Here is a 13194-nt window from a genome sequence, read left to right as displayed (position 1 = left end):
GGCGTACGGTTCGGTAACGTAGCCCGGTTCCCCCCTACTCAGCAGCTAACACTTTCAGCCTAGCCAGCAGAACTTCACTTGGGTCCTCTGGAAGCGAGCCTTGACCGAAAGGTTATCTGACGTACCAATAAAGTCTCCGATGACACCTGACCGGGCACACGGTAGAGTGCCCCCGGTTGGAAGAATCAAAAAATGGGGGACGTCATGCAGGTTCAGGATCGCCAAGGTCTTAAGGGCAAATTCCGACGACGGGCGGCTGCTTGCGCGGTCTTCCTAGCCGTTGCGGTGGTTGGCGGCGCTGTTTCCGCGGTTCCGGCCACGGCCTCTGCCCTGCCCGCCACAGTGAATCCTCTTCCCAGCGTGGATCCCATTGGGGACCCCACCAGCTATTCGGTGCTTGTCAACAAGTCCCGGCCATTGAACCCTGCCAGCTACGCGCCGTCGGACCTTGTCAACGCTCGCGGCTCGGGCCAGTACATGCGGGCAGAAGCCGCTGCGTGGCTCAACGGCCTGTTCCAGGGCGCGGCTGATGCCGGGACCGGCGGATTGTCGATCGTGAGCGGTTACCGTTCCTACGCCCAGCAGCAACAGGTCTACGCGTACTACGTCAGCATTTACGGCCAGGCGTACGCGGATACCATTTCTGCCCGCCCCGGCTACAGCGAGCACCAGACCGGTCTGGCCATGGACATCGGCAATGCGGCGGGTTCCTGTGGGCTCAGCACATGCTTTGGCGATACCGCCGCGGGGAAATGGGTAGCGGCCAATGCCCACAAGTATGGCTTCATTGTCCGGTATCCCAACGGTTACACCGGAACCACGGGTTACAGCTACGAGCCGTGGCACTTGCGCTACGTGGGCGTGGCCTTGGCTACCGACATGAATCGCCGCGGTTTCCCCACCTTGGAGCAGTATTTTGCCGGCAACACCGCGGTAGCAGCCAGCATCAAATCCGGAGCAGACCTGGTGGCAGCAGACGCTTCCGGCCGTCTGCTGCGATACCCGGCGACGGCGGCGGGCGGCTACATGAGCGCGGTCCAGATCGGTTCCGGGTGGACGGGCCTGAAACAGGCCTTCGTGGTGGACTGGGATATCGATGGCGTCTATGACCTCCTGGCCCAGTGGAACAACGGCACTCTGGGCGTTTTCCGCGGCCTTCCCACCGGGGGCTTTGCCGGCCAAGTGATCGTGGGCGACGGCGGCTGGGATCGGATGACCATCACTGTTGGCAAATGGACCCACGCGGACGGCCGGCCGGGCGTCGTCGGGTACTTCCCGGACGGTGTGCTCCGCTACTACCCCAACACTTTTGGTGGCGCACTAAGCAGCCCCCGCACCATCGGCACCGGCTGGAACGGCATGGAACTTACCATTGCCGACTGGGAAGGCGACGGCGCCAACGACATTCTGGCCCGGACCCCATCTGGCTCCCTTATCAACTACCGCGGTGATGGTTGGGCAGGCTTCTACGGACCGGCCACAACCGTGGGCACCGGCTGGCAGTACATGCGTGTATTGGCGCCGAGCTTCGGGCTGACCGGTGCCGGCACGCGCGGCATCACAGCGCAGACCGCCGACGGCAACCTCTATAACTATGGCCTGGGCCGCGGGCAGTGGACCACATACGGTCAGGTGGGCTCGGGATGGAACGGCCTGAAGCTGTTCAAGTAGCCGTCCGACGCGCCTGTCATGAGCACCTCCGCAACTGCGCTAAGCTAGGACTCGCTCGGGGCGAAATTTCCCGGGCAACGCGGGCGTAGCTCAATGGTAGAGCGCTAGCTTCCCAAGCTCGATACGCGGGTTCGATTCCCGTCGCCCGCTCAAGGAAAACCCCGGATCCCACGATCCGGGGTTTCTTTGCGTCCAGGCAGGAAACGCTCGACGGCGGGACCCGCCAAAGGGGGTTCTGGAACCCGTCGACCGGGAGGCTTCCCGAGCCTACACTCGTACGTACATCCACTATCCGGGAGGTCCCCCATGACTCTCACCGACGCTGGTGAGGCGGGTCCGCTCGCCGTCATCAACCGCCTGCTGGAAGCCACGAACAAGCACGATCTCGAGAGCCTGGCGGCGTGCTTTGCGCCGGGCTATGTCAATGAAACACCGGCCCATCCCACGCGGGGTTTTACGGGGCGGGACACCATCCGCAGCAACTGGGAGCAACTCTTCACGGGTGTCCCCGACATCAAGGCGCACCTGCTTTCGCACAGTGTCAACGGCAGCACGATATGGACTGAACTGCAGTTGAAGGGGGCATGGCGCGACGGCACCCCGCACGAAATGACCGGAGTCATTATCTTCGGCGTGGACGAGGACATCATCAGCAGCGCCCGGTTCTACCTGGAGCCCGTGGAGAAGGTCGTGGCCGTGGACGACACCGCAGAACGCGTGACCCACCGGGTCACCCATGGTCGTCCCGCGGTCGAGCCAGCCCAGTGACCCCTGCCACAGCGTGTTCCGCAGAGGTGTATCGTCAGGAGTCAGGAGTCATGTCGACTCCGCTCTAAGGGAGCCATCATGGGCGACAAATCACCGCGCCAAACCGCATCGAAGAAATCCAGCAAGTCCATCAAGGAAAAGCGGGCGGATAAGCGGGCTTCCGAGTCCTCCGCCACCGAGGCTGCGAAGCCTTCTACCGGCAACAAGAAGTGACGGCGCCAACCGGCCAGCTGAGCATAGGCGTCCTTGCTACCTCGCTGAAACCCAACGAGCGGCGCCTGCCGATCCACCCACAGCATTTGGAGCGTATTGCTCCGGAAGTGCGTCAACAGCTCCGGTTCGAATACGGCTACGGCGAACGGTTTGGTGTGCCGGACAGCACGCTGGAGTCGTTGGTGGGTGGGCTTGGCACGCGCCAGGAGTTGATCGCCACCAGCGACGTCATCCTGCTGCCCAAGCCGCAAGCCCAGGACCTGGCCGAACTCCGGGACGGCCAAACGTTGTGGGGATGGCCTCACTGCGTGCAGGACCGGGCTATAACGCAGTTGGCCATTGACAAGAAGCTCACGCTCATCGCTTTCGAGGCCATGAACCACTGGGCGGGCGACGGCGGGTTTGGCCTGCACGTCTTCCACAAGAACAACGAGCTCGCCGGATACTGCTCCGTGTTGCATGCTCTGGCCCTCACGGGTTCCACCGGCGATTACGGCCGGCGCTTGAGTGCGGTGGTCATCGGTTTCGGGGCCACTGCCCGCGGTGCCGTCACCGCGTTGAACGCCCACGGCGTCCACGATGTGCAGGTCCTGACCAATCGGGGTGTCGCTGCCGTGGGATCGCCGATCCATTCAGTGCGAATCGTACAGTTCGACCATGACAGTAAGGCCCCGTTCCTCAGCGAAGTCATCACCAACAACGGTCGCAAGCCGTTGGCGCCCTTCCTGGCTGCGGCGGACATCGTGGTCAATTGCACCCTGCAGGACCCGAATGCGCCGCTGACATACTTGCGGACCGAGGACTTGACGGAATTCCAGCCGGACAGCTTGATCGTGGATGTTTCCTGCGACGAAGGCATGGGCTTCAGCTGGGCGCGGACCACGACGTTCGACGAGCCCATGTTCCGCGTGGGCGGGCACGTCAATTACTACGCCGTGGACCACAGCCCGTCCTACCTGTGGAATTCGGCCAGCTGGGAAATCAGCGAGGCCCTGCTTCCGTTCCTGGACACCGTGGTGGCGGGACCGGACGGATGGGATGCCAACGAGACCATCTCCCGAGCCATCGAAATCCGCGACGGCGTCATCCGGAATCCGGACGTCCTGGAGTTCCAGGGTCGCTCGGCGGAGTACCCGCACCTCGCAACGTCATAGCACCACACAGAAGGCAGCGCCCGCGGTTCGCCAGCGGCGCTGCCTTCTCTGTTAAGCCGTCTGGGGCTCCTGCACAATCCGCAGCACCCGGCGCCGGTCGCGCAGGTCTACCTTCAGGTGCAAGGACGACTTCCGGGCCAGGACGACGGCGACTACCGCAGCCGCAATGGCCGGCACGCCGCCCGCTATCAAAATAGCCAGGTGCGGACCAAGGTGCTCGGCGAGCCACCCCATCATGGGGCCGCCGATGGCCTGGCCGCCGATCAGCACCACGAGGTAAAGGCTCATGACGCGGCCGCGGATGCTCATGTTGGAGCTGGTTTGCACCATCTGGTTGGCCGCGGTGAGGAACATAAGGCACCAGAATCCGGCGAGCACCATGATGACGCTGAACCACACCATGGACGGCATCACGGAGGATACGCAGAGCATCAGCCCGTACAACCCGGCGGAGGTGACCACCGAACGTAACCGCAACTGCCGACGTCGGGTGGACGCCACCGCGCCGGTCAGTGCACCGAGCGCAACCATCGCGTTCAGCAGGCCGTAGCCTCCGGCTCCGGCGTCGTACACGTGGTCCGCAAAAGCCGCCAACAGCACCGGAAGGCTCATCGCGAAAACTGCGACGAAGCCCGCCATGAGCCAAGGCCAGTAGATGGTGGGCTTGCTGAGCGCGTAGTTCAGGCCTTCCCGCAGCATGCCCTTCTTGCGCGGTGTGGGCTGGCTGAGGTGCAGCTGGTCCTTGCGCAGGATGAGCAGCATGGTCACGGTGGAGCAGCACGCAACCGCGTTGGCGGCGAACGCCCAGCCTGCGCCCACGGCGGTGAGCAGCACACCGGCCAGGGCCGGCCCGATCAGGCCGCCGAGCTGGAAGGTCGTTGAGTTCACGCTGATGGCGTTGCGCAGGTATTTTGGCCCGACGAGTTCATTGACGAAGACCTGCCGTGCCGGTTGGTCGAGGACCGTCACGAGGCCCAACGCCAGGGCAATGGCATACACGTGCCAGACCTCAACCCGCTGGCTCAGTGACAGCACGGCCAACAGGGCAGCCAGCACCGCAGCTGCCGACTGGCAGATGATGAGGATCTTCCGTTTGGGGAAGCGGTCGGCGATCATGCCGCCCCAGGGCCCCAGGAACAGCGACGGCATGAACTGCAGCGCCACGGTAATTCCGACAGCGGTGACGGAACCGGAGAGTTCAAGAACCATCCAGTCCTGCGCGATGCGCTGCATCCAGATCGCGATCACGGCGATGAAGTGGCCGATCGCGAAAATCCTGAAGTTGGGGACCTTCAGGGAGATGAAGGTATGCCGCCAGGGCAGCTTTTCACTCACGACGGCGAGTGGCTGGGTGACGGTGTCCGGCTGGTTTGTGTCCGGCAAGGGACGGGCGGACAGAGAATCGATGACGGGCTGGCTGACGTGTGCCGCTGAAGGCGGTGGGGGTGCCAAAAGTAGTCCTCGGATGGAGAGTTTCGGTGGGATGCGTTTAACGCTATGGTTGCCAGCAGCAATTATGGAAGCGTATTGCGCCTATAACTAGCATTGCGGAATGCAATGAGCTGCTTGCAGCACGAGGGGAAACGGCGCAATACTCCGGCCCGGCGTTGACCTGCGCTTTAGGAGTTCCGTGTTCGAACCTGTCCAGCTCCGTTCCTTTTTGGCCGTCGCAGAGACGCTGAGTTTCACCAAAGCCGCAGAGCGTCTGGGACTTGCGCAACCGACGGTCAGCCAGCACGTCCGCAAGCTGGAAGCCGCCGCCAAGAGGGTGCTGGTTGCCCGCGATACCCGCGAAGTCAGGCTGACGGACAACGGTGACGCCATGGCTGGCTTTGCCCGAAGTATCCTTGCCGCCCACGACTCCGCCGCACGATACTTTTCGGGTTCGGCCATGCGCGGCCGACTCCGCTTTGGCACCGCCGACGACCTTGCCATCACGGGCCTCCCCCGCATCCTCCGCGAGTTCCGGCAGCTGTACCCGCAAATCAACCTCGAGCTCACCGTCAGCCAGAGCGACCAGCTCTACAAGCGACTCAACGCCGGGCAGCTTGACCTTGTATTCGTAAAGTGGGTGGCCGGCGCCAAGGAAGGCACAGTAGTCCGGCATGACAACTTCGCCTGGGTTGGCGTCGAGCAGACCGTGCTGGAACCTGGAGCTCCGGTTCCCCTTATCGCCTATCCGGCTCCCAGCCTGAGCCGGAAGCTGGCTATAGATGCGCTGGAAGCCGAGGGCCGCACCTGGCGGATCACCTGCAGTACCAAGCAGATCAGCGGCGTCCTGGCTGCGGTCCGGGCAGGCATCGGCGTCGCCGTGATGCCGGCATCACTGGTTCCGGAGGACCTGAAAGTCATCACTCAGAGGTTTGGCCTGCCGCCTGTGGGGGATGTCGATTTCACCCTGATCCGCAACCCACTGGCCAACGCCGAAGTGATCGATGCCCTGACCCAGGCCATCATGGGCCGGACGCTGAGTAAGTCGAATTAATGGCCACGTGTGCAGGTCCCGTTGAAGCGGCCGTAGTACGCTCACCCAATGATTGACGCCAAGCTCACGAGGCCGTCCGCAAACTTCCATGCTTCCTGGGTGGAGAGCTGGAACGAGTGGGGGACCCTTAATCAGGATGGCTCGGCGGCTTTTGTGGCCGCGAGGTACGGCCTGGATCTCCGCGACAGCAGCGACTTCGCGGAATGGGTTGGCCTGCTGCACGAGTTGCCCAAGGAGAGCTTCCAACCTCCCGAAGGCTTGGCCAACCAGACCACCATCTGGGTTGTCGAGGGCAACGCCTACATGGGGGCTGCCAGCCTCAGGCACTCGTTGGTCAATGACTACCTCGTTGAGGTGGGAGGCAACATCGGCTACGGCATCCGGCCCAGTGCGCGGGGCCGAGGGCTCGCCAAGCTCGCGCTCAAGGGCGCGCTGCAGGAAGGGCGCGTGCTCGGGATGGAGCGGGTCATGGTGACGTGCAAGCAGTCCAACCCGGCTTCTGCCCGCACCATCGAAGCCTGCGGCGGCGTCCTTGAGGTTGTCCGCCCGGCGGAGACGTTTGCTCCAGACCTGGGCATCACCGAGCCGATCCGCCGTTACTGGATCACTCTGTAATCAACAGCGTTCATATCTGTTCACCAGTCGATACACCCTTACCGGGTAAGCGCATTCCCGGTATTCTGTGAAGCATGATCGACCTCACCACGCTGGCTGACCTCACGCCTGGCATTTGTTCCGTCACTCTCCGCTCGCACGGGATCGACGACGTCGTCCAGATTTCCTCGGACGCGGGCCTGGCCGGCATCGAATGGGGCACCGATGTCCACGTCAGCGATGCCGAATCAGCGGCGCATGCCAGGAAAGCTTCGGAAGCGGCAGGGCTCACCGTCCTGTCCCTGGGCTCGTACTATCGGTGCGGGTCCTTCGGAGATTTCGACAGGATCCTGGACCTCGCTGCAGGGCTGGGGGCGCCCCGCATCAGGGTCTGGGCCGGCGAACTTGGCTCGGCAGGCGCAAGCCAGGAACACTTCGACGCGGTTGTGCAGGACACCCGACGCATTGCCGATCTTGCCGCCGAACGCGGGGTGGCCATTGCTTTCGAATACCACGGCAACACTCTCACCGACTCCCCCGCCACCACCCTCGACCTCCTGAACCGGGTCAACCACGCCAACGTGGGCACTTACTGGCAGCCCGCCGTCGGGCTCTCAGACCAGCAGGCTCTGGACTCGCTCCACCAGGTCCTGCCGCATGTGGTGGGCGTGCATTGTTTCTCGTGGGGGCCGGAGGCCGAGCGCTACCCGCTGCGCAATCGGAAGTTGCTGTGGCAGACCGTCACCGATGTCCTGCGGGGCAACGGCAAGGACATGGACATCATGCTGGAGTTCGTCGAAGACGACCTGCCGGACAACGTGCTCAACGACGCCGCCTTCCTGCATACCATCACCCTGGGCGAAGACTAAGAAGACTGAACGGTCCAGCCCATGCGGCCGAGCCAGGCTGCGCAAAGGACCGGCCATTGGTGTGCACCGGGAGTTTTTGCGGCCAGGCCAATGCCGTGGATACCGTTCGGAAAAACGTGCAGCTCCGTGGCAACTCCGGCCCTGCTGAGCGCTCCTGCGTAGGCCAGGCTGTGGCTGACGGGAACGGGTTCGTCGTCGGCCGTGTGCCAGATGAACGCCGGGGGCGTTGCCGGGGTGACGTGCAGCTCGGCGGAGAGCTGCCGCAGGATTTCAGGCCCCGTTACCTCGCCGGCCAGGTTGTCCACGGATCCCTGATGCGCCGAGTCCACGAAAGAAATGACCGGATAGCAGAGGATGCTGAGGTCCGGAACCGACTCGCGGATGTCCAGCGCAGGATCGCCCGCGGGCACCTGCACGGACAAGGTGGCTGCAAGATGCCCACCCGCCGAGAACCCGAGGACACCCACACGCGAGGGATCAACCTTCAGCCCATGCCCTCCGTTACGGATCCAGATCATGGCTTGCTTGGCGGCGGCTAACGGCACCGGGTGCCGATGCGGTGCCACTGGATATCGCAGCACGAACGCGTGGATCCCCAGCGAAGCGAGCCATTCTGCCACAGGTTCGGCTTCATGGTCTGCCGTTTTCGCGTAGCCTCCGCCGGGCAGAACCAGGACTGCGGGCGCCGCCAGACCGGAAGGCCCGACGGCGGGAATCACCGTGAGCGCTCGGGGCGCCTGAGCCTCCGCTGCGGTCATATCTGCGATTCCGCCGGGGTTTCGGTGCTGCGGCGGAGCTTGACCACGCCGCTGACAGGTGGCGTATCCGGATCGCCGGCAGCCAAGCGACCAATGTCCTCGAGCGGCAAATGCACCGTTGAAAGAGCGGGCCGGAAGTCGCGGAGGGTTTCGATATCGTCGAAGCCCGCGATGGTGGCATCGCGGGGAATCCACACCCCTTCCGGCCGCAGCGCCGCTGTGACCCCGATAGCCATGACGTCGTTGACCGCGAAGATGCAGAGCCGCTCTTCGGAAGACTTGATGCGTTCCGCGAGCGCCAGGCCGGCGTCGTATCCTCCCGCACGATTGAAGCCGGTGCGGATAACCTCGGCCGGTGTCCTGCCGGCGTCGGCGAGTCCGCGCTGGAATCCGCGGACCCTGTCGTCGGAGGTGTACAGGCCTTCAGGGCCTGCGATGATCAGGAACGGGCCATCATGGGAGGCAGCCAGTTCTGCGGCAAGGCCAGCCGCGAGTTCCTCGTTGGGGACCTTCACTACGTGGTAGCCCTCTGAGGCGGAGGCTCCGACGATGGGGTGCCCCACTACGCCCACATGTCCGCCGTTGCGGCAGTAACGGTCCAACTCGGCGGCGAGCTCGGCATTGCCTTGCTGGTCCTCAGCCCGGACGGAGCGTGAACCGGCGATCACGATGGAGTCCGCACGGCGGGCAGCGAAGGCAGCTACCGCCTCCCTCTCGTCGGAAGCGGCGCCGGAGGTGCTTGCCAGCAACACCATGCGGTTCTGCTGTCGCGCGGCTTCCTGGACACCGCGGGCTATTGCCGAGAAGTAGGGATCGGCTATGTCGTGGACAATCAGGCCTATCAACCCGGAACTGGACTTCGCGAGGGCCTGGGCCTGCGCATTGGGGACATAGCCGAGCTTGTCCGCCGCTTCGCGGACGCGCTCGGCGATGTCTTCCGCGGGTTTCCGGGATGAGCCGTTGAGGACCCTCGATGCCGTGGCCAGGGAAACCCCGGCCAAACGGGCAACTTCACTTAGTGTGCTGGCGGCCACGGGGCCCTCCTTGTCTGCAGGCGTCGGGACTGGCGCTAGGGAAATTATGTCAGGGCGTGCGCGAATTCGGGAAAGCGCTTGCCAATCTGGCGCGCCATGGTGCATGATTCTTTGCAATGGGAATGCGCTTTCCCACGCTAACCAAGCAAGCACCGGGAACCGCAGAGCGACCGGCACACAAGGCACTGGAGAGAAAACATGGGTTTCGAAACAAAGACGATCCGCATCGCCATGAACGGCATTACCGGCCGTATGGGTTACCGTCAGCACTTGCTGCGGTCCATCCTTCCCATCCGCGATGCCGGCGGCTTCACCCTCGAAGACGGCACCAAGGTCCAGGTGGAGCCCATCCTGGTTGGCCGCAACGAGGCCAAGATCCGGGAATTGGCCGAGCTCCACAAGGTTTCCGAATGGACCACCGATCTGGATGCCGTCATCGCCGATCCCACCGTGGACATCATCTTCGACGCTTCCATGACCAGCCTCCGCGCCGCCACCCTGAAGAAGGCCATGCGCGCCGGCAAGCACATCTTCACCGAGAAGCCGACGGCCGAGACCCTCGAAGAGGCCATCGAGCTCGCACAGATCGGCAAGGAAGCCGGCGTCACCGCAGGCGTTGTGCACGACAAGCTGTACCTCCCCGGCCTGGTCAAGCTCCGCCGCCTGGTGGACGAAGGTTTCTTCGGCCGCATCCTCTCCATCCGTGGCGAGTTCGGCTACTGGGTCTTCGAAGGCGACGTGCAGGCTGCACAGCGCCCGTCCTGGAACTACCGCAAGGAAGACGGCGGCGGAATGACCACGGACATGTTCTGCCACTGGAACTACGTCCTTGAAGGCATCATCGGCAAGGTCAAGAGCGTCAACGCCAAGACCGCCACGCACATCCCCGCCCGTTGGGACGAGGCCGGCAAGGAATACAAGGCCACCGCAGACGACGCCTCATACGGCATCTTCGAGCTCGAAACCCCGGGCGGCGACGACGTCATCGGCCAGATCAACTCCTCCTGGGCCGTCCGCGTCTACCGCGACGAACTGGTTGAGTTCCAGATCGACGGCACGCACGGTTCCGCCGTCGCCGGTTTGAACAAGTGCGTCGCGCAGCAGCGTGCCCACACCCCCAAGCCAGTCTGGAACCCGGACCTGCCCGTCACCGAATCCTTCCGAAGCCAGTGGCAGGAAGTTCCCGCCAACGCCGAGCTGGACAACGGCTTCAAGCTGCAGTGGGAAGAATTCCTGCGGGACGTCGTCGCCGGCCGTGAGCACCGCTTCGGCCTGCTCTCCGCAGCCCGCGGAGTGCAGCTGGCCGAACTCGGCCTGCAGTCCTCGGCTGAACGCCGCACCATCGACATCCCGGAGATCACCCTCTAATGACGTCACTGATTCTTCCCACCGACGACGGCGGCACCCGCGAGTACCGCCTTCAGGCAGCCACATCGTGGGCCAAGCCGACCGCCCCTTTGACGGCCCGCCGCGCTTACGCCGCAGCCCACGTCATCCCGGAGGTCGCGGCGGACAACACTCCCGGCGCCCCGGCGCAGCTCGACTGGGACGCCACCCTGGCGTACCGGCACGAGCTGTGGTCCTACGGGCTGGGTGTTGCCGACGCCATGGATACCGCACAGCGCGGCATGGGCCTGGACTGGGCAGCAACCCAGCAGCTCATCAAGCGCACAGGTGCCGAGGCCGCGTCGGTCGTGGCCGGCAACAATGCGGCGACGGCCGGCAAGTCCGTGCGGGACCTCGTTTCCTGTGGCGCCGGAACCGACCAGCTGGATATTGCCGCCCTCCCAGATGGCGCGGCCGGTATCCAGGCCGTCATCGACGCCTACCGTGAGCAGATCGCCGTCGTCAGCGAGGCCGGGCCTAAGGTCATCCTCATGGCCTCCCGCGCCTTGGCCAAGGTTGCCAACAGCGCCGACGACTACCTGCACGTCTACTCCACGCTCCTGCAGGAAGTTGACCAGCCCGTCATCCTGCACTGGCTCGGCACCATGTTCGACCCCGCACTGGCCGGGTATTGGGGCTCCGATGACGTCTCCGTCGCCACCGAAACGTTCCTTAGCCTGATCCGCGAGCACTCGGACAAGGTTGACGGCGTCAAGGTTTCGCTGCTGGATGCTTCCCACGAGGTCGCCCTCCGCGCCAACCTGCCGGAAGGCGTCCACCTCTACACCGGCGACGACTTCAACTACCCCGAGCTGATCGACGGCGACGAGACCCACCACTCGGACGCCCTGCTGGGCATCTTCGCAGCGATCTACCCGGCCGCTTCGGTTGCGTTGCAGAAGTACGACGCCGACCAAGGCACCGAGGGACGCGCCATCCTCGACTCCACCCGTGAGCTCGGCAAGCATATCTTCAGCGCCCCGACGTTCTATTACAAGACCGGGATCGCCTTCATGTCCTGGCTCAACGGCAAGCAGCCCGGCTTCCAGATGGTGGGCGGCCTGCACTCGGGCCGTTCGGTCCTGCACCTGACGAAGACCTTCGAGCTGGCGGACAAAGCCGGATTACTGAAGGATCCGTCACTGGCAGCTTTCCGCATGTCGGACTACCTTCGGATCAACGGAGTGGGCGCATGAGCACGGATTTCTCGCGGCTGTCGCTGAACAGCGCCACCACCAAGAAGTGGACACTTGCCGAGGCCGTGGACGGCTGTGCCCGTGCGGGCATCCCCGCGATCGGTCCCTGGCGCGACCGGGTTGCCGAAGCCGGCCTGGACAAGGCAGCCAAGTTGATCAAGGACGCCGGGCTCCGGGTTTCGTCCCTGTGCCGCGGCGGCTTCCTCACCGCGGCAGATCCCGAGGGACAGGCCGCAGCACTGGCCGACAACTTCGAAGCTGTCCGCGAAGCAGTGGCACTGGACACGCGGGAGTTGTTCCTGGTTGTTGGCGGCCTCGCACCGGGTGAAAAGGACGTGGTCGCTGCGCGTCAACGCGTGGCGGACCGATTGGAGGAACTTGTTCCCTTCGCCTCGGAGAACGGCGTCCGGCTGGTGCTGGAACCGCTGCACCCGATGTACGCGGCCGACCGTGCCCTGATCTCCACCCTTGGCCAGGCCCTCGACCTCGCAGCGCCTTACGACGCAAAGGCCGTTGGCGTCGCCGTCGACACCTTCCACGTGTGGTGGGATCCGGAACTGAAGACGCAGATCGAACGTGCCGGCCGCGAAAACCGCATCGCCTCCTATCAGGTGTGCGACTTCAACCTGCCGATTGCAGCGGATGCGCTGCTCTCCCGCGGAATGATGGGCGACGGCGTCATCGACTTCGCGACCATCGGCGCCTGGGTCAGGGACGCCGGGTACACGGGCGACATCGAGGTCGAAATCTTTAACCAGGAGATCTGGGATGCAGATGGCGACTCCGTCCTGGAAACCATGAAGCAGCGCTACGCGGAGCTCGTCCTCCCGTTCGCCTAAGAACGTGATCCTCCCGCGGATGCCCTAAGCTCCGCGGGAGGATCGCTCCAAGAACCAGCGGGTCCCTGCCACGGTCACGGCAGGGGCCCGCTTTTTGCGACACCCAAATTCGGCCGGGCCACTGCAATACGCCGGTGACGCCCGGATCCGCGCGTCACCATTCCTTGTGCGTGGCCCGAGGGAATTTGCGCGTCCTCGGCCATGTGCCGGGGTTGAGGTGCGTTCCG

At 64.2% G+C, this 13194-nt stretch carries 13 protein-coding genes and 1 tRNA gene; 11 read left to right on the top strand and 3 right to left on the bottom strand.

The window, feature by feature from the left end; translation table 11 throughout:
* The first annotated feature begins 192 nt into the window (after nucleotides 1–192).
* From J2Y68_RS12205 to J2Y68_RS12185, 5 genes are all read left to right on the top strand, one after another.
* Nucleotides 193–1671: a M15 family metallopeptidase gene (locus J2Y68_RS12205; RefSeq protein WP_309993782.1), complete on the top strand. Its 1479-nt coding sequence runs from the start codon at nucleotides 193–195 to the stop codon at nucleotides 1669–1671.
* A gap of 79 nt (nucleotides 1672–1750) precedes the next feature.
* Nucleotides 1751–1821 (top strand) — tRNA-Gly (locus J2Y68_RS12200).
* A 156-nt stretch (nucleotides 1822–1977) separates the two neighbouring features.
* Nucleotides 1978–2439 (top strand): nuclear transport factor 2 family protein, encoded by a 462-nt coding sequence (locus tag J2Y68_RS12195; RefSeq protein ID WP_309993780.1) that lies wholly within the window; start codon nucleotides 1978–1980, stop codon nucleotides 2437–2439.
* A gap of 78 nt (nucleotides 2440–2517) precedes the next feature.
* Nucleotides 2518–2652: a hypothetical protein gene (locus J2Y68_RS12190; protein WP_011776304.1), complete on the top strand. Its 135-nt coding sequence runs from the start codon at nucleotides 2518–2520 to the stop codon at nucleotides 2650–2652.
* Nucleotides 2649–3806 (top strand): N(5)-(carboxyethyl)ornithine synthase, encoded by a 1158-nt coding sequence (locus J2Y68_RS12185; RefSeq protein WP_309993779.1) that lies wholly within the window; start codon nucleotides 2649–2651, stop codon nucleotides 3804–3806. The genes J2Y68_RS12190 and J2Y68_RS12185 overlap by 4 nt, the downstream gene beginning before the upstream one ends.
* Before the next feature lie 51 nt (nucleotides 3807–3857).
* Here J2Y68_RS12185 and J2Y68_RS12180 read toward each other — a convergent pair whose 3' ends face one another.
* Entirely contained in the window at nucleotides 3858–5258 is a 1401-nt protein-coding gene (locus J2Y68_RS12180; protein ID WP_309993778.1) for an MFS transporter, read from the bottom strand.
* Between the two features lie 178 nt (nucleotides 5259–5436).
* Here J2Y68_RS12180 and J2Y68_RS12175 point away from each other — a divergent pair, with 178 nt between their 5' ends.
* From J2Y68_RS12175 to J2Y68_RS12165, 3 genes are all read left to right on the top strand, one after another.
* Nucleotides 5437–6291, top strand: coding sequence for a LysR substrate-binding domain-containing protein (locus J2Y68_RS12175; RefSeq protein WP_024818365.1), 855 nt, complete (start codon nucleotides 5437–5439; stop codon nucleotides 6289–6291).
* Nucleotides 6292–6339: 48 nt separating this feature from the next.
* Complete coding sequence (locus J2Y68_RS12170) at nucleotides 6340–6906, top strand: GNAT family N-acetyltransferase (protein WP_309993775.1); 567 nt, start codon at nucleotides 6340–6342, stop codon at nucleotides 6904–6906.
* A 74-nt stretch (nucleotides 6907–6980) separates the two neighbouring features.
* Nucleotides 6981–7754 carry a sugar phosphate isomerase/epimerase family protein gene (locus tag J2Y68_RS12165; RefSeq protein ID WP_309993773.1) on the top strand — a complete coding sequence of 258 codons (774 nt, stop codon included), beginning with the start codon at nucleotides 6981–6983 and terminating at the stop codon, nucleotides 7752–7754.
* On the opposite strand, the gene J2Y68_RS12160 is transcribed toward J2Y68_RS12165, so the two are convergent.
* On the bottom strand, nucleotides 7751–8512 hold the full coding sequence (locus J2Y68_RS12160) for an alpha/beta hydrolase (protein WP_309993772.1): 762 nt from the start codon (nucleotides 8510–8512) through the stop codon (nucleotides 7751–7753). The two genes, J2Y68_RS12165 and J2Y68_RS12160, sit on opposite strands and share 4 nt — an antisense overlap.
* Entirely contained in the window at nucleotides 8509–9546 is a 1038-nt protein-coding gene (locus J2Y68_RS12155) for a LacI family DNA-binding transcriptional regulator (RefSeq protein ID WP_309993770.1), read from the bottom strand. The genes J2Y68_RS12160 and J2Y68_RS12155 overlap by 4 nt, the downstream gene beginning before the upstream one ends.
* A gap of 198 nt (nucleotides 9547–9744) precedes the next feature.
* Here J2Y68_RS12155 and J2Y68_RS12150 point away from each other — a divergent pair, with 198 nt between their 5' ends.
* The 3 genes from J2Y68_RS12150 to J2Y68_RS12140 are packed head-to-tail and all read left to right on the top strand — an operon-like array spanning nucleotide 9745 to nucleotide 12967.
* The gene (locus J2Y68_RS12150) at nucleotides 9745–10914 is read left to right on the top strand and encodes a Gfo/Idh/MocA family protein (protein WP_166842176.1); all 1170 of its coding nucleotides are present in this window, start codon (nucleotides 9745–9747) and stop codon (nucleotides 10912–10914) included.
* On the top strand, nucleotides 10914–12128 hold the full coding sequence (locus J2Y68_RS12145) for a dihydrodipicolinate synthase family protein (protein WP_309993768.1): 1215 nt from the start codon (nucleotides 10914–10916) through the stop codon (nucleotides 12126–12128). The genes J2Y68_RS12150 and J2Y68_RS12145 overlap by 1 nt, the downstream gene beginning before the upstream one ends.
* Nucleotides 12125–12967, top strand: a complete 843-nt coding sequence (locus J2Y68_RS12140; protein ID WP_309993767.1) for a sugar phosphate isomerase/epimerase family protein — start codon at nucleotides 12125–12127, stop codon at nucleotides 12965–12967. The genes J2Y68_RS12145 and J2Y68_RS12140 overlap by 4 nt, the downstream gene beginning before the upstream one ends.
* Nucleotides 12968–13194: the final 227 nt, after the last annotated feature.

Origin of the sequence: Paenarthrobacter nitroguajacolicus, assembly GCF_031455195.1 — a bacterium.
Classification (GTDB): domain Bacteria; phylum Actinomycetota; class Actinomycetes; order Actinomycetales; family Micrococcaceae; genus Arthrobacter; species Arthrobacter nitroguajacolicus_D.
Note: the sequence above shows the minus strand (reverse complement) of the source record. Positions and strands in the feature narration are given on the sequence as shown.